Source organism: Hyphomicrobium sulfonivorans, assembly GCF_013306565.1.
Taxonomy (GTDB): domain Bacteria; phylum Pseudomonadota; class Alphaproteobacteria; order Rhizobiales; family Hyphomicrobiaceae; genus Hyphomicrobium_A; species Hyphomicrobium_A sulfonivorans.
Genome location: NZ_PZPO01000004.1, coordinates 494310 through 510397, shown reverse-complemented (window position 1 = coordinate 510397; position 16088 = coordinate 494310). Strand labels below are relative to the sequence as shown.

Annotated in this window: 14 protein-coding genes; 9 read left to right on the top strand and 5 right to left on the bottom strand. The window is 58.7% G+C overall.

Annotated features, from left to right (window positions below; genetic code table 11):
* Window positions 1-130: 130 nt before the first annotated feature.
* Window positions 131-1438, bottom strand: coding sequence for an adenylosuccinate lyase (gene purB / locus C6Y62_RS10630; protein WP_173953885.1), 1308 nt, complete (start codon window positions 1436-1438; stop codon window positions 131-133).
* A 491-nt stretch (window positions 1439-1929) separates the two neighbouring features.
* Between purB and C6Y62_RS10625 the strand changes: the two genes are divergently transcribed.
* Together C6Y62_RS10625 and C6Y62_RS10620 are read left to right on the top strand one after the other, a co-directional pair.
* The gene (locus tag C6Y62_RS10625) at window positions 1930-2130 is read left to right on the top strand and encodes a hypothetical protein (protein WP_173953884.1); all 201 of its coding nucleotides are present in this window, start codon (window positions 1930-1932) and stop codon (window positions 2128-2130) included.
* Window positions 2131-2546: 416 nt separating this feature from the next.
* Window positions 2547-2897, top strand: coding sequence for a zinc ribbon domain-containing protein YjdM (locus tag C6Y62_RS10620; protein WP_173953883.1), 351 nt, complete (start codon window positions 2547-2549; stop codon window positions 2895-2897).
* 165 nt (window positions 2898-3062) lie between these two features.
* On the opposite strand, the gene C6Y62_RS10615 is transcribed toward C6Y62_RS10620, so the two are convergent.
* From C6Y62_RS10615 to C6Y62_RS10605, 3 genes are all read right to left on the bottom strand, one after another.
* Window positions 3063-5552 carry a bifunctional diguanylate cyclase/phosphodiesterase gene (locus tag C6Y62_RS10615; protein ID WP_173953882.1) on the bottom strand — a complete coding sequence of 830 codons (2490 nt, stop codon included), beginning with the start codon at window positions 5550-5552 and terminating at the stop codon, window positions 3063-3065.
* Window positions 5553-5756: 204 nt separating this feature from the next.
* Window positions 5757-6305, bottom strand: a complete 549-nt coding sequence (locus tag C6Y62_RS10610) for a J domain-containing protein (RefSeq protein WP_173953881.1) — start codon at window positions 6303-6305, stop codon at window positions 5757-5759.
* A gap of 33 nt (window positions 6306-6338) precedes the next feature.
* On the bottom strand, window positions 6339-7157 hold the full coding sequence (locus tag C6Y62_RS10605; protein ID WP_173953880.1) for a tyrosine-protein phosphatase: 819 nt from the start codon (window positions 7155-7157) through the stop codon (window positions 6339-6341).
* Here C6Y62_RS10605 and C6Y62_RS10600 point away from each other — a divergent pair.
* From C6Y62_RS10600 to C6Y62_RS10585, 4 genes are all read left to right on the top strand, one after another.
* A complete protein-coding gene (locus C6Y62_RS10600) occupies window positions 7143-7316 on the top strand; it encodes a hypothetical protein (RefSeq protein ID WP_198491378.1) in 174 nt (57 codons plus the stop codon). The genes C6Y62_RS10605 and C6Y62_RS10600 overlap by 15 nt on opposite strands.
* A 205-nt stretch (window positions 7317-7521) precedes the next feature.
* Window positions 7522-7881, top strand: coding sequence for a hypothetical protein (locus tag C6Y62_RS10595; protein ID WP_173953879.1), 360 nt, complete (start codon window positions 7522-7524; stop codon window positions 7879-7881).
* Window positions 7882-8240: 359 nt separating this feature from the next.
* On the top strand, window positions 8241-9692 hold the full coding sequence (locus C6Y62_RS10590) for a sugar transferase (RefSeq protein WP_173953878.1): 1452 nt from the start codon (window positions 8241-8243) through the stop codon (window positions 9690-9692).
* 351 nt (window positions 9693-10043) lie between these two features.
* Window positions 10044-10901: a helix-turn-helix domain-containing protein gene (locus tag C6Y62_RS10585; RefSeq protein WP_173953877.1), complete on the top strand. Its 858-nt coding sequence runs from the start codon at window positions 10044-10046 to the stop codon at window positions 10899-10901.
* Here C6Y62_RS10585 and C6Y62_RS10580 read toward each other — a convergent pair.
* Window positions 10876-11094, bottom strand: coding sequence for a hypothetical protein (locus C6Y62_RS10580; RefSeq protein ID WP_173953876.1), 219 nt, complete (start codon window positions 11092-11094; stop codon window positions 10876-10878). The genes C6Y62_RS10585 and C6Y62_RS10580 overlap by 26 nt on opposite strands.
* A 203-nt stretch (window positions 11095-11297) precedes the next feature.
* On the opposite strand from C6Y62_RS10580, the gene C6Y62_RS10575 reads away from it, so the two are divergent.
* From C6Y62_RS10575 to gltX, 3 genes are all read left to right on the top strand, one after another.
* A complete protein-coding gene (locus C6Y62_RS10575; RefSeq protein WP_173953875.1) occupies window positions 11298-12716 on the top strand; it encodes a porin in 1419 nt (472 codons plus the stop codon).
* A gap of 287 nt (window positions 12717-13003) precedes the next feature.
* Entirely contained in the window at window positions 13004-14386 is a 1383-nt protein-coding gene (locus C6Y62_RS10570) for a porin (RefSeq protein WP_173953874.1), read from the top strand.
* Window positions 14387-14663: 277 nt separating this feature from the next.
* On the top strand, window positions 14664-16031 hold the full coding sequence (gene gltX, locus C6Y62_RS10565; protein ID WP_173953873.1) for a glutamate--tRNA ligase: 1368 nt from the start codon (window positions 14664-14666) through the stop codon (window positions 16029-16031).
* Window positions 16032-16088: the final 57 nt, after the last annotated feature.

Below are 16088 nucleotides of genomic sequence, written 5' to 3'. Positions count from 1 at the left end.
CGTCTGAGTTCAGAAACATGAAAGGCCAGCCCGGCAATGCCCGGCTGGCCTTTGTTGCATCGGAGGTGTCGTGCTGGGAACGCCTCTCGGGCCGGCTCCCTGCTTGCCGGGTGAAGGGGAGAGCGCCCGATCAGGCCGCCCCGAACACCCGGTTGAAGATCGTGTCAACGTGCTTGAAGTGATAGCCGAGGTCGAACATGGCTTCGAGCTCCGCTGGCGAAACGCGCGCTGTCACGTCAGCGTCGGCCTTGAGTTCGGCCAGGAAGTCCTTGCCCTCGTTCCAGGTCTTCATCGCGTTGCGCTGTACCAGCGCATAGGAATCCTCGCGCGAAGCGCCGGCCTGCGTCAGTGCCAGCAGCACGCGCTGGGAATTGTGCAGCCCGCCCAGGCGGTCGAGGTTCTTCTGCATGTTCTGCGGATAGACCACCAGATTTTCCATCACGCCGGTGAGGCGCGCCAGCGCGAAGTCGAGCGTGACCGTGGCGTCGGGGCTGATCATGCGCTCAACCGACGAGTGCGAGATGTCCCGTTCATGCCACAGGGCGACATTCTCCATTGCCGGCAACGCGTAGGCGCGCACCATGCGGGCGAGGCCGGTGAGGTTTTCGCTCAGTACCGGATTGCGCTTGTGAGGCATGGCCGACGAGCCCTTCTGGCCCGGCGAGAAATACTCTTCGGCTTCCAGCACCTCGGTGCGCTGCAGATGCCGGATCTCCGTTGCAAGACGCTCAACCGAAGACGCGACCACAGCCAGCGTGGCGAAATACATGGCGTGGCGGTCGCGCGGGATCACCTGGGTGGAGATCGGTTCCGGCGTCAGGCCCATCTGTGCGGCGACGTATTCCTCGATGCGCGGATCGATGTTGGCGAACGTGCCAACGGCGCCGGAAAGCGCGCAGGTCGCCACTTCCTTGCGCGCAGCGATCAAGCGCTCACGGGCACGGTCAAACTCGGCATAGGCATACGCCAGCTTCAGCCCGAACGTTACCGGCTCGGCATGGATGCCATGGCTGCGGCCGATGGTGGGCGTGGTGCGGTGCTCGAATGCGCGGCGCTTGATGGCGGCAAGCAGCTTTTCGGTGTCGGCAATCAGCAGATCCGCGGCGCGCACAAGCTGCACATTGAGGCAGGTGTCGAGCACGTCGGACGATGTCATGCCCTGATGCACAAAGCGCGCTTCCGGGCCGACGATCTCGGCCAGATGGGTGAGGAAGGCGATGACATCGTGCTTGGTCTCGCGCTCGATCTCATCGATGCGTGCAATGTCGAAGGTGGCGTCGCGGCCCTTTTCCCAGATCCGGTCGGCGGCTTCCTGGGGAATCACACCGAGCTGGGCCATGGCCGATGCAGCATGGGCTTCGATCTCAAACCAGATGCGAAATCGGCTCTGGGCGTCCCAGATGGTGACCATGTCGGGGCGGCTGTAGCGCGGAATCATTTCGAGGCCTCTGCGTATAGGAATTGCGCAGCCCTAGCAGAAGCGGTGATGCCGAGCCATGAGCGTGTTGTTGCGCGGTGGATGAATGCAGCCCTAGCAGACGCGAGGCATCAATTTCAATCGATGCGCTATGTTTTGGCGAGGTTGAAATACTTCTGCTTGTCAGTTTAGTGAAAACGATCGGGATATAAAACACACATATGCGTGCCGCTGCTGCAACGCACACAAAAATGATCTCACATTATCCGTCGAATACTTGGTCTAGACTAGAATTCGCCACAATTAATTGTGCCCTGCACTGCGCTCACTAAGCTGTGAGTGAGGACAGTTTGTCACGCGGGCTTCCCATAAAGCGGAACTACTCCAAATGGTAGCTTTATGAAACCAAACGTTACTTAGATTGGCATATGGATCTACTATATCCGTAAAGCTACAGCCTGAATTTTTCAGGCTGGAAGAAGGCAGGAACAACGAGGGCAAAAGGCCGCGTAATGTCTGAACAAATGCAAGGCGAAATCGCTCAGCTCAGTTCGGAGCTGGAGCAACTGGACGATCTGCGAGAGGGCTATGCCAGGGTGCGGGCCAAGATTCTCGGCTATCGTCAGGCTGGAATGCGGGTTCCAGAGGAATTGACCCTGCTTGAGAAGAATCTCATTGCTGAGTGCATGGCAGCGTCCCAGGGACGCGACTGAGCATTTTTCTACCTAGCGATATTATATAAAAACCATGTCCATTCCGCGCAGTTTGCTTAGGGCGCGGCGATGACAGGCACAGCGAGCGGCACACTGCGGGCATACTTTTCATGCCCGCCGATGGCAGGATCAGTAGATCATCCCCGGCGGGCCGCCGACGCAGTCATTGGGCGGCAGGACCGCTATCGCATCGCGGATCGTGCGAGCGGCTTTTTAAAGCCGGTCCTTCCATTCTTCGATGATCGGGTGTTCGCGGCGCAGCTATGCGCAAATACGCGTCGGCAGCGATGCGCCCGTGTAGCGTCTGGCGCGCGATGGCGACCGATGCAGCATCGCCACGAAAACCCCGCGATTGGACAAGCGCCGCCGCCCGTTGCTATAGCAAAACAACGTTCAGATTCAGACTGGGAAAAGCAATGAGCACGCTGCCGCCATGCCCGAAATGCAATTTTGAATACACTTACGAAGACGGCGGGAATTACGTTTGTCCGGAGTGTGCTCACGAATGGCAGCCGGATGCGGTAGGCGCCGAGGAGGGTGGTGCCGCGGGCGAAAAAGTTTATCGCGATGCCTCAGGCAACGTTCTTCAGGACGGTGATACGGTGACCGTTATCAAGGATCTGAAGCTGAAAGGCTCATCCAAGGTCGTCAAGATGGGAACGAAGGTGAAGAACATTCGTCTGGTCGACAGCGATCATGACATCGATTGCAAGATCGACGGGATCGGGCCGATGAGTCTGAAGTCGGAATTTGTGCGCAAAGCCTGAGGGCTTTGTCTGTCGTTATTTCCGGAGCGCGCCGTTGCAGGCAAGCGCTCCGGCCGGGATGTTGTCCGGTCGGGACGGCTGAAGCCCGGCAATCATCAAATCATGCCGGGCTTGATTGTTCTGCTGGCAGCGCTGCTGCCAAAGCTCTGACGGAGCAGGCGGCGCTTACCCGCTCGCGGCGGCCCTGATCGCACTCTCGGGCGTTTCATTTGTGTCGGACGCGGGTGTGATCTGAGAGCGCATCTGACGACCAGCAGCAGCAAGCGCCTCAAAGTTCTTCAAATCCAGCAGTGTGATCTGACCGCTCTCCAGCAGATGATCGAGCGGCGCCGGGCGGCCGAGCAGATAACCCTGCGCCTCATCGCATCCCTCAACGGTAAGAATGGTCATCTGGTCGCTGGTTTCGATGCCCTCGGCCAGGACAGGAATGTTGAGACTTTTGCCGAGAGCGAGCACGGCACGGATGATTGCCTTCGCCTGCGGGTTGTCTTCCACATCCAGCATGAAGGAGCGGTCGAGCTTGATTTTGTCGAACGGGAATGTCCGCAGCGTATCCAGCGACGAATAACCCGTACCGAAATCGTCCAGCGCGATATTGATGCCGAGGTTTTTTATCTGGCGCAGCACATGCAACGAGCGCTCCTTGTCGCTCAGGATTGCCGACTCCGTCAGCTCAAGCTCAAGGCGCTCGGGCTGCAAGCCCGTTGCCAGCAACACCTGCATGATGTAGCCGGGCAATCCGCCGTGCGCGAGCTGAACAGCTGACAGGTTCACCGCCACCTTATACGGCGGCTCCCAACCGGCTGCGGTTCGGCAGGCTTCGTGCAAAACCCATTCGCCGATCTGCAGGATCAGGCCATTTTCCTCCGCCAGCGGAATGAATTCGCTGGGTGGGATGAAGCCGCGCTCGGGATGCTTCCATCGCAGCAGCGCTTCATAGCCGGTAATCTCGCCGGAATGCACCGAGGTCTGCACCTGATAGTAGATCGTCAGTTCATTGCGTTCGATCGCAAGACGCAAATCGGATGCAAGGTTGCGGCGTGCGCGCACCATCTCATCCATTGAAGCGTCGTAGAAGCAAACCGATCTGACCACGTCATGCTTGGCGCGATACATCGCGAGGTCGGCGTTGCTGACGAGATCGGCCACGTTGTTGGCGTGATCGGGATAGATCGCGACGCCGATGCTGGCGCCGGGCAAGATTTCGTTGCCCTCGACCGCGATCGGCTCGAACAGTGCTTTTTCAAGGCGTCCAAGCAGGTCGACGAGGCTCACTTCGCTTGCTATGCGATGCAGCACTGCGAATTCGTCACCGCCGATGCGGCCGACAAAATCGCTATCGCCAAGTACGGCCTCCATCCGTTGGCCCAAGGCGACCAGCACGCGATCGCCAGCGCTGTGGCCGCGAATATCGTTGATTTCCTTGAAGCCATTCAGATCGATGGCGATCAGCGCAAATTGACCGCCTTTTTCACCGGCTGTCCGCAGGTCGCCTTCCAACCGTTTGTTGAAGCAGACGCGGTTCGGCAGCCCGGTCAGCATATCGTGGAAGGCCATGTGTTCGATTTTTTTCTGGCCTTCGCGCGCTTCAGTTACGTCGTCGTAGGTCAGGATTGCGCCGCCACCGGCCATCGGGCGGCATGCGATGCTGACGATTGTTCCGTCATCAAAGTGATGTTCAACGCGCGTGATGCCGTGCTGCGCGATCCATTGATTGTGATTGTCGATGATCCGCTGCGTGCGCGCGGCATCCATGCCGGTGCGCGTGCCCACCAACTGCAGAAATTGGCCTAACGGCATGCCAACAGCGACATCTTCCGGCGAGATGTCCAGTAGTTCCATCAGGCGATCATTGTAGAGCCGAATGAGAAGGTTCTTGTCGACCATCAACAGTCCGTTGGACATGTTGCGCAGGGCCTCACCGGATTCGGCGCGCGCGCTGCCGTCGATGAGAAAACTCGTGAGGCCGGTTCCGACAATAAGCGCTGCCATGCAGGTAATAGCGAGCGCCAGGCTGCTGAATGCGGCTGAGTTCGTAGCAGCGATTGGCAGCATCAAAGGCTCGACGTTAAATGCCGTCATGCCGGTGAAATGCAGCGCGACGATGCCCAATGCAAGCAGTGCCGCCATGATGTTGCCGGAGTGCTTGCTCCGGCGCACGCCGTAATGCAACGCCGCCGCCGACAGCGACACAGCCAGGATGATGGACGCGACGAGATAGGTCTGATTCCAGGTCACCACGCCCTGAACGCGGTAGGCCATCATGCCCGTGTAGTGCATCACAGCGATGGCGAGACCGACAATGCCGCCGCCGACTATCGGCGCCAGTCGCGTCAGTTTGGTGCCCGCAATCAGGAAGCCGAGCGTCGCGCCAAATACGGCGATCAGCAGGGAAGCCAGTGTCAGCGCTGGATCGAATTCTACCGGAGCGTTGGACTCGTAGCCGAGCATCGCCACGAAATGCGTGCACCAGATTGCGACTCCAGCTGTCAGGGCGGTCAGAAAATACCAGCCGATGCGTTGTGTGCCGACGGTATCCAGAGTCCGCTCGAACAGATGAGCTGTAACCCATGATCCAGCGCAGCAGATCACAGCTGCGGCCGCGACGAGCCAGGCATTGTGTTGAAATGCAACACAGCCGAGTATTTCAAACATCTTTACGGTTCCGCCGTGAATGCTGTCACAGGGTTTGAGCCTGCGAAGATCGCTAACCATGCACAGCAACGATTAATATTGCGCGTTGCAGTGCATGCGTCAGAAGTGTGCGACGCGCAAAATTTGCCGGCGCAAACATCTTGATACGATGTTAAAGGCCTTGTTCACGCATCTATCAGGCGCCGCAGGAAGTTGGCCGAAAGTTCAGCGGTTCCGACCGAAAGCAGCAGCCAGCCTCTGAAGCCATCCAGTCTTCGCTGTTTGGCGTTTTCTGATGCGCCCCGGCATGCGCCTGCGATGATCGGCATGTGCGCTGCCGCGGAGTGCCAGTTGTTGGTCGTAGGTTCGGCGCTTTTCCGGTGTCTTCAGTTGATCCCATGCGCCGATGACCCGACCGGCGAGAACAGAAAGACCGTCGCGCTCCACATCCGGATGCAGCACGCGCAGGATCAGCGCCATGTTGCGGCGCAGGCTGGCAGCGCTCGCCGTCTGCTCGGCGCCGAGCATGCGATAGCAATTGGCGTCCGGCGCCAACAGAATCTGTTCGACAAAGAAGCGCGCAGCAGCGGCGATAAGATCGGAGTCGCGCTCCAAAACTGACGCGACGTGCTGAGCCTTTGTTTCGTCGCCGGCCGCGATGCACAGCAGATCATCGAGCCCATCGGGTAGCGGCGCCGCACGCACATAGCGCACGCGCGACGGCATGTGCATCAGCTCAAGCGCAAGCTTCAGCGCCACGTCGCCGTCATTCATTGGCGGCATTTTCACTGCTGGCCCTGCGTCGGGTCATTGGAAGATCCGCCAAAATCCACGCGCCCGGCTGGTAGTTGTGGTGTTAGCCCGTGTGGCGCAGTTCGTTGGCTTGCGATGCACGGGCATTGGCAGTGCCGACGGCGGTTCGTTCAGCAAGATTCCTTTGGGGCGAACAAAAAACAGGTTTTCGGCTTCTGCGCGCCCAACGCGATCCGCCACCATTTGCAGTGCTGCCGACAGCTGCGGAGGGCGCTTCGTGACGTCGTGAGCATCCGTTGCAAAGATGTGCGCGCGCCCTTCATCAAGCATGCGTTCGGCCCAGTGGCGCGCGCCGCGCCCGAATGTTCCAAGAACCGAGCCAGCGGTGATCTGCATCCACACGCCGGCGTCGGCCAGCTTTTCGATCGCGCTATAACGCTGGTTTATCCAGCTCAGACGTTCAGGGTGGGTGAGAACCGGTACGTATCCGTGCGCCAGCAGGTCGAAGAAGAACTCCTCCATGCGCGGCGGCGCGTTGTGATGGGGCGGTTCAACCAGCACATAGCGGCTGTTGTGTAGGGACAGCAAATGCCCAGAGAGCAGCCCGGCGACGAAGTCCGGCACCATGTGATTGTCCGCACCCGCAACGACGCGCAGCGGAATAGCGTGATAGTCCAGAACACTCTGTAGCCACTCCACGCGACGAAGAATGTCGGCGCCGGTATTGGGATAAAGCCCGGGCAAAATGTGGGGCGTGCAGGCGACAACGGTGATGCCATCGGCAACGAATGCGCGCGCCATTTCAAGTGCGACGTCCAAATCGGGGGCGCCATCGTCGATCCCCGGCAATAAATGGCTATGCAGATCAATCATCTAGGCAAAACCAGCAATCAAAAAATCGCGCATGCAGAATTGCCGGGAGCGTATATTCCCGGAAATGCACTGACAACGGCGCTTAAGATGGTCGTGCGGATCGCAGCGAAAGTTAATGGCGCGGCGCGCTACGCAGGCAAGGGACTAACTGGCCGATAACAGGGACGAAAACGTCTTTCGCATTCGTCGTGGTTTTGCCTCCGCGAGGCGGTGTAGTGCTCATTTTGATACACGCGATGGCTCGCGGATGGCGGTAGGTGAAAAAAGCATTGCCATCAGAGATTGCAGCGATCCACAATGAGTCGCGTGATGAGTTTTTTTGCAGGCCTCGATCGATATTGCATGTCGAGGCAAGGGGATTGTAATGCGTAAAGTGTTTTCAGTGGCGTTTGTATTGCTTGCGGCTGCTTCCATCGCTGAGGCGGCAACTCTCCAGCCTCAACAGGGGCATGTTACGCTGAACGGATCGGCTGTCGTCGTTCCTACAACCGTTCGAACTGGCGATGTGATCTGGGCGGGAGCAGAGTCCAGTGCGCAGATTGTGTACGCGAACGGCTGCACGCTGACGGTCAGCGCCGGAACGAATGTGAAGGTTCCAGCGCCGGGCGACTGTCAGGGTACCGACATGACGACCTTGCTGCTCGGCGGAGGCTTGGTCGCCGGCGCGGTGACGGCCGCAATTGTCCTCTCCAACAATTCAAGCGACAAACCGGCCAGTCCGTAAGCAGCCGGTAGCCGAGTAGCCTTGGTGGTGAGCACTGAGGCTTCGCGCGCTATTTTTAAGGGCTGCAGTTTGGCTTTGCACGGTGGCTTCTGGTGGCCGGGGGGCATTTCAACCTGCGCCCCCGATTGTCACATCGGATCAACGTGTCGGTGCTTGCTTTTGACGAGATTTGGATCCGCTTCGTCGGTGGGCTTACAGGGCTGACCGCCCTGCATGGACAAGACCGAAGCCTCAGCAAAAATTCATTTGCGGACTTAGCCTGTTATTCAATAGATATATTGTTGACTATTATTTTGTGGTTTTGAGGTTGCGTTGTGGTTCAGCGTTTTGTTTTGAGTGGTCACGCGCGTAAATTGATAGTGCTTCTGGTCGATGTTGTGATTGTTGTTATCGCAACTGTATTTGCCCTTCTGCTGCAGGATAATCTGAAGCTATCTCCTGAGCGGTTGCTGGATCTGCTGCCCTATCTCGCGTCGTCTGGCATAGCTGCATTCGTCGTACTGGTTTTGCTGGGTAGTCATCGGACGATATGGCGGTTTAGTGCCATGGTTGACTATCTGCGGATTGTGGCGGCGAGCTTCGCCATTGTCGTGCTTGCAACGGTTGCCACGTTTTTGCTGCAGCGGCTGGACGGTGTTCCGCGTTCATTGCCGATCATGCAGGCGTTGCTGATTGTTGTTATGCTGGTGGGTGCACGGGTTTGGATGCGTGTGCGTCACGCGTCTCGCAACACAGCCGCAGCGTCGCATGTGCTGCCAGTCGCAAGCAATTCCGAAGAAACTGTTTTGCTTGTCGGGGTCAGCGCGCTTACCGATCTGTTCCTGCGTGCCGCAAGTCAGCTTTCCGAAAACCACCTCAAGATAGCCGGCATTCTCGGTCGTAATGATCGCCAGCGTGGCCGCCATTTGCATAGCTATCCAGTTTTGGGTGTTCCCGAAGAAGTGACGGACGTTCTGCACCGTCTGGAAGTGCACGGCATATTCGTTGATCGCATTCTGGTTCTGCTGCCGTTTACCGACCTCTCTGTCGACGCGCGCTCTGCGCTACTGGCGGTTGAGAAAACCTCCAATATCCGGGTTGATTTCCTGGCGGAGCAGCTCGGGCTGGTTGGGCGGGGTCATGCAAATGAAAATCAGGCTGCCGGGTCCGTCGAAAATCTGCCGACGACGATGGCTGCGCTGGAGCAATGCGCGCGCCGGCCTTATTTCCTCGTGAAGCGCCTATGCGATTTTACCGCTGCGTTGGTGCTGTCACTGATCGTGCTTCCGCTGGGCGCCGTGATCGCGCTCCTGGTCGCATTCGACGTCGGGTATCCGGTGCTGTTTTGGCAGCAGCGTCCCGGACGTCATGGGCGCCCATTCCGGATTTATAAGTTTCGCACGATGCGCGGCGCTCACGATCACCGTGGCCGGCGCATTCCCGATGACCAGCGCACCTCGGTGATCGGACACTTTTTGCGGCGTACACGGCTAGATGAGATACCGCAGCTTTACAATATACTCGTCGGCGACATGGCATTCATTGGACCGCGGCCATTGCTTGCGGTCGATCAAAGCCGCGAATTTGATGGGCGGCTTCTGGTAAGGCCCGGCCTGACCGGCTGGGCACAGGTCGCCGGCGGTCGAGACATTTCAGCGAAGGACAAGGCAGCGCTGGACATCTGGTATGTGCGCAATGCGTCATTGCTCACAGATGTGAAAATAGTGCTGCGGACTGTGCCGATGATCCTTTTCGGGGAGCGTACCGATCAGCGGCTCATCGATGCGGCCTGGAGAGATTTGCACGGTAGTCAGGTTAGGGACGTCATGTAGTTGAAGGTCGGAACAAGCGGCGCGTGACACACGCGCGGCGCTCGGGATGCGCCCGCACTGGCGCGGACGTCGTCCGATACCGCTCTACACTGCTTTTTGTGTTCTTTGATTTCTCGGTCCCGAAGCTTGCAGGTTTTTCCCGCTTGCAGATTTCTCCGACGGCCGCACTGAGTTTCCACGACGACCGTGCTGCGGGAGCGGCCCCGGCTCCAAAAGGCCGGTGAAAATGCGCGCGACGCTTCTTTGCGCGGAATGTTCAATTGCGTGTTGGGATGTCATTTCTAACTCGCACGGCAAGACGCGGGTCAAGCTGCATCGGTTTCCGCTTCGCATCCGGTGCGCGTTTTCGGCTTGATCACCGGCGTCTATTTTCCGGCCGGGCCACTGGCGCCGCGCACGAATGCCAGCATTGCCCCTGGTCAGCCGCTACATTCTCGCAATTCGAATAAGCTCAGAACGAATTGTTGGTTCGGTCGCGTTCATCGCGCCGCTAGCGTTGCTTTGCTTGAGAGCCGCATGGCGCCCCGGTTACGCCGGTGGCGGCGAGTCGGCTTGTGGTTGGTCGAGGGGGCAATGGACGGCAACGACTCGGTAAATCGCCGACGCAGTACGCACGTAAACGGGCGGTCTGAGGTCGAATCCGCGCTTCCTCTGGCTATAGGCGCGCGCGTGCGGGGGCTTCGCACACGGCGCCGCTACTCGCTCGAGCGTCTCGCGCAACGGGCGCATGTCAGCAGAGCGATGCTTAGTCAGATCGAAAATGGACAGAGCGTTCCGACTATCCTGCTGTTAAAGCGGGTTGCGGATGCGCTCGATGTGCAGTTGTCAGCGCTAATTGCACCGCCGGAACCGCGCCGCACTGTGGTACTGACACGCAAAAACGCTACTGTGCTGTCGTCGGCTGGCGGCTCCTTCACGCTTAGAAGTTTGCTGCCGGAACACAATGTGATGTCGGCGGACATTTTCGAGGGCAGCATCGCTGTTGACCACGCAGAAGTGTTGCCATCGCGTGCCGAGGCAACTGCCGAAAGCGTCGTCATTGTGCGTGGTCGTGCAGAATTGACCGTTGGCGATGATAGCGCGCCTATCCTGCTGGAGGAGGGCGATGCAGCGTATGTTGTGGAGACGGATAGTCCGCGCAGCCTGCGCAACGTTTTTAACGGCGAGACGCATTTTTATCTCGTCAGAACACGCGCAGCAAATTTGTAAGATCGCGAGCAAATATTGCAATCGCAGCTCCGCTAGTTTGAGTAATACGCACCGACTGATTTAATAAAGCATTCGTTGTTTTCTTGTTGGCGCAAATCCATTTGCGCCAATTGGCGTTTTGCGCATTTGTGCGTGTTTTTTTATTGGCCTGAATGTGCGCAATAACGACTGGAATGATTGGTTTTTGCCACACCGGTTCCTTTTATCCTCAGGCTTTCCCCGTGCATTGAAAATTGACCGCCGACGCGCCGTCACAGAATCGGCTAGCAGCGAATTGAGCTTATATAACAAGATGTTATAGCGAACAGACCTTCAATATAGCGGAGGCGAATTTGCACCGGCTCAAGGCATCCAGTTTTCGCGTTTGTGCTGCAATGTTCTTAGCGGAGAAATGCAATGACAATTAATGTGCGTTTTGTGCGCCCCCGACAAATCCTGCCATATGCGCTCTTGGGAGTGGCGTTGAGTGCGGTGTCGGCAAAGGCGGGTAGTGCGGATCAGCTCGAAGCGCAGCTTCGCGTTATGCAGGATCAGATCCGGCATCTGCAGCAGCAGATTGAAGACAACCGCGCTGAGGCGCGGGCGCAGGCCGAGAAACAGGCGGCGAAAAAGAAGGACGATCTCGACCTCAAGGTGAAGTGGAAGGGTGCGCCGGAGCTGTCGAGCAAGGACGGCAAATACAAGATGAAGGTGCGCGGGCGCCTGAATGTCGATTACAACGCGATCGATCAGGATCGGAACATCACCAACTCGCCCGATGTCAGCGCTGCTGAACTGCGTCGCGCGCGTTTGGGCGTTGAAGGCGTCATCGCCGAAGACACCAAGTACAAGTTCGAAGTGGACTTCGCGAGCGATACAACTTCGGTCAAGGATGCGTTCTTTGAATATACCGGCTGGGGGCCTGACTTCCGGCTGCGCGTCGGCAACTTCAAGACCTTCAACTCGCTTGAGCACATCATGAGTGCCAATTACATCGAGTTCATGGAGCGGGCGGCGTTTATCGAAGCGTTCGGCCTCGATCGTCAGGTCGGCATCGGCGCGCTTTACGTGCGGGATCATTTCACGCTTGCTGCCGGCCTCTATGGTCCAACGGTATCCAATCAGGTTGATTGGCTACAGGACATGAAGACTGGCGCGGCGCGCATCACCGTGGCGCCGATCAATGAAGAGGGCCACGTATTGCACCTGGCGGCGAGCTGGCGCCAGCGCCATGGCGCACAGGAATTGCGCACCAACATAGCGCCGAATAATGATCAGTTCTTCAATTATCGGGCGCGCGGCGCCAACCTGCACCTTGCCAATCGTTTCGTTGCGACGCCGGCGATCTTTAACCGCGATACGTTCTGGGGACTTGAGGCCGCTTACGTTTGGGGCCCATGGTCGATCCAGGGTGAATACGCGCAGCTCAACGGCGATGTCGCGCCGCTGTTTGCCGGACAGGATCCGACTTACAACGGTTGGTACGTTGAAGCCGGCTGGTTCCTGACCAGCGAGACGCGGCCATATAAGGAAGGCGAGTTTGTGCGCCAGAAGGTTCTGAACCCGGTGAACGAGGGCGGCTATGGCGCCTGGCAGCTCGTGGCACGATATGATGCGCTGAACCTGAAGGACAACGCGACGACGATTGCGGCGTGCGCTACGTGCGGCATCCAGAATACCTGGCAGGCGGGCGTCAACTGGTGGCTCAACGACTACACGCGCGTGATGCTGAACTATGGCGAGTCGTCGATTGAAGGCGGTTTCCTTGCCGGCGCCAATCGCAACGACGGTGCGAAGATCAAGGGCTTCGGTTCACGCCTGCAAATCGACTGGTAAACCGCGTCACTACTCCCGTACTTCGCAAAGCTCCGGAGCCGTCACCGCTGACGACTCCGGGGCTTTTTTGTGTTGCTTGGCCGTGCGGATTGCTCCACGGGATTTCCACAGTCCTATCCACTGTGCGACCCAATGCGCGTTGTTTTGCTGTAGGGCAACCAATTGATTCGCATTGCAAAAAGAGCACGCTCCGCCACGGTCCACTGACACATAGCTGTATTATGAGTCACGTCCTCTCCGCGCACTCAAGGCGAATGCCCGACAACGGGCACATATGGAGAGCGAAGGTGAACTGGAAATCTAATTCCGGACGGAATGTATTTGTTGGCGGCGTTTTCGCAGCGCTGATGTCAACCAGCATTGGCGCACAGGCAGATGGCATCCACCGCGTGGAAGCTGATCTTGAAACGATGCAGGCGCAGATCCGCGAACTGCAGCGTGAGGTGGCTGAGGCGAAGAAGGCCGCTAAGAAAGACAACGACCTGAAGGTGAAGTGGAACGGCGCTCCGGAGCTTTCCAGCAAGGACGGCAACTTCAAGATGAAGGTGCGCGGTCGTTTGCAGACCGATTACAACGCGATCAATCAGGATCGCGCGATCACCGGCAGCCCCAGCGTCAGCGCTATGGAACTGCGCCGTGCACGCCTTGGCGTTCAAGGCACGGTGTGGGGTGACGTCGACTACATCCTCGAAGCGGACTTCGCCAACGACGCCGTTTCGATGAAGGACGCCTATTTCAAGTATACCGGCTGGGGCAAGCACTTCGCTATCCAGGTAGGTAACTTCAAGACCTTCAACTCGCTTGAGCATCTGACGAGCTCGAACTACATCGAGTTCCTGGAGCGCGCCTCGTTCGTCGAAGCGTTCGGTATTGACCGCCAGATCGGTATCGGCCTGCTGCTGACGGACAAGCATTACACGCTGTCGGCCGGTCTGTTCGGACCGACCACCGGCACCGAAGAAACCTTCATGCGTGACGTGAAGACGGGTTCCGCCCGTTTGACCTTCGCGCCGATCAACGAAGAAGGCCGCGTGCTGCACTTCGGTGGTAGCTGGCGTTATCGTGAAGGTGCCACTGAGAACCGCACGAACATCAACCCCAACAACGATCAGTTCTTCCGCTACCGCGCTCGCGGTGCAGACCTGCATCTTGCCAACCGCTTCGTTTCAACGCCGCAGATCTTCGATCAGGATAACTTCTGGGGCATTGAAGCGGCCTACGTGCATGGCCCGTGGTCGATCCAGGGTGAATACACGCAGCTGCACGCCGATGTATCGCCGCTGTTTAACGGCGTCGATTCTACCTATCGCGGCTGGTATATTGAAGGTAGCTGGTTCCTGACCGGTGAGACGCGTCCGTACAAGGACGGTGCGTTCCAGCGCGTGAAGGTTCTCAACCCGGTGTTTGAGGGTGGCCACGGTGCTTGGCAGTTGCTTGCACGCTATGACGTCATCGACCTCAACGACAATGCCAGCCTGATTGCCACCTGCACGATGTGCGGCAACCAGAACACCTGGCAGCTGGGCGTGAACTGGCATCTGAACAACCATGCGCGCCTGATGTTCAACTACAACCAGTCTGACATCACCGGCGGCAACGTTGGTGCCACCAACGTCAACGATGGTGCAACGATCAAGGGCTTCGGTGCCCGTGCGCAGGTCGACTGGTAAGCGCGTTTAAGGAGCCGATGCGGTAAGCTGCGTGCCAGCAGTGCTTCCGTAACGTCTTGAAGTGGGCCGGGGCTCATTAGCTCCGGCCTTGCCGCTTTCTGGGCCGCGTTCTGGCTACACTTCGCATGGGGCGGACCGCGCTGTTTGGAGAAAAACAGCCTTCTTTTGACGGATGCTTTCGACACCACTATAGGGGCGCCAATGCTATGATCGGCTTCGCCCTGCAACCTCGTAGTCGGCAACCTCGTCGCCCCAACCTCATCGATTGTAATCCGCCATGTCCGTCAAAGTCCGCTTCGCGCCGAGCCCCACCGGGCGCCTGCATGTTGGCAATGTGCGCACCGCCTTGCTCAACTGGCTGTTCGCCCGCAACTCCGGCGGCACGTTCATGCTGCGCATGGACGACACCGACCTGCAGCGCTCCACAGCGGAATTTGCTGACGGCATCAGGGTCGATCTCAACTGGCTCGGCCTGCGCTGGGACGAGGAGAAGCGACAGTCCGACCGCACGGATCGCTATGCGGCGGCGGCTGAGGCGCTGAAGGCGCAGGGCAGGCTTTACGCCTGTTACGAGACTGAGGACGAACTTGACCGCAAGCGCAAGCGTCAGCGGGCGCGCGGCATGCCGCCGATTTATGATCGCGCGGGCTTGAAGATAACACCCGAGGAGCGAGCCACCCTTGAGGCTGAGGGGCGGCGGCCGCACTGGCGCTTTCGGCTGGATAACAGTGAAAATGGCAGCCTGACGCCGCTACCCACAATCGTATCGTGGAACGATCTTATTCGCGGCGACCAGACCGTTGATGTCGGTTCATTGTCCGATCCGGTGGTGATCCGCGCCGATGGCAGCTTCCTCTACACCTTCACCAGCGTTATTGATGACGCCGAGTTCGGGATTACGCACATCATCCGTGGCGAAGATCACGTCACCAACACGGGTGTGCAGTTGCAGTTGTTCGAGGCGCTGGGAGCGGTACCGCCGGCGTTCGGGCATCACAGCCTGCTGGTCGGCGCGGACGGAGCTGCGTTGTCCAAACGGCTTGGTGCGCTGTCGATCGAAAGTCTGCGCGAAGACGGCATCGAGCCGATGGCGGTATCCAGCTATACGGCGTTGATCGGCACATCCGATGCGATCGAGGCGGTGGCGGACATCGATGATCTGGCTGCGCGGTTTGCATTCTCAAAGATTTCCACTGCTCCCGCACGCTTCGATCCGGAAGAGTTGAAAAGCCTCAACGCGCGGCTGCTGCACGCAACGCCCTACGATGAGGTTGCCGCCCAGCTGGCAGATCTTGGTGTGGGCGGTGACGCGGCGTTCTGGCTGGCCGTGCGCGGCAACATCAGTGTGCTTGCCGACGCCGCGATCTGGTGGCGCGTTGTGGCCGACAGGGTCGATCCGGTGATCGAAGACCGGGAGCTGACCGACATCGCTGCCGGACTGCTGCCCGCTGAACCGTGGTGCGATACAACCTGGGATGACTGGATCGCCAAGGTGAAGGCCGCCAGTGGACGCAAGGGGCGCGGATTGTTCCATCCGTTGCGCATGGCGTTGACGGGGCGCAACGATGGTCCGGAACTAAAGGCGCTGTTGCCGTTGATTGGCCGGGCTCGCGCCGAAGCGCGACTTAGGGGACAGCAGGCCTGAGGGTGCCGCATACAAGGCGGTGAGCTTCTGCGCGCGAGCTGCGGAAGTGGTGCAGGC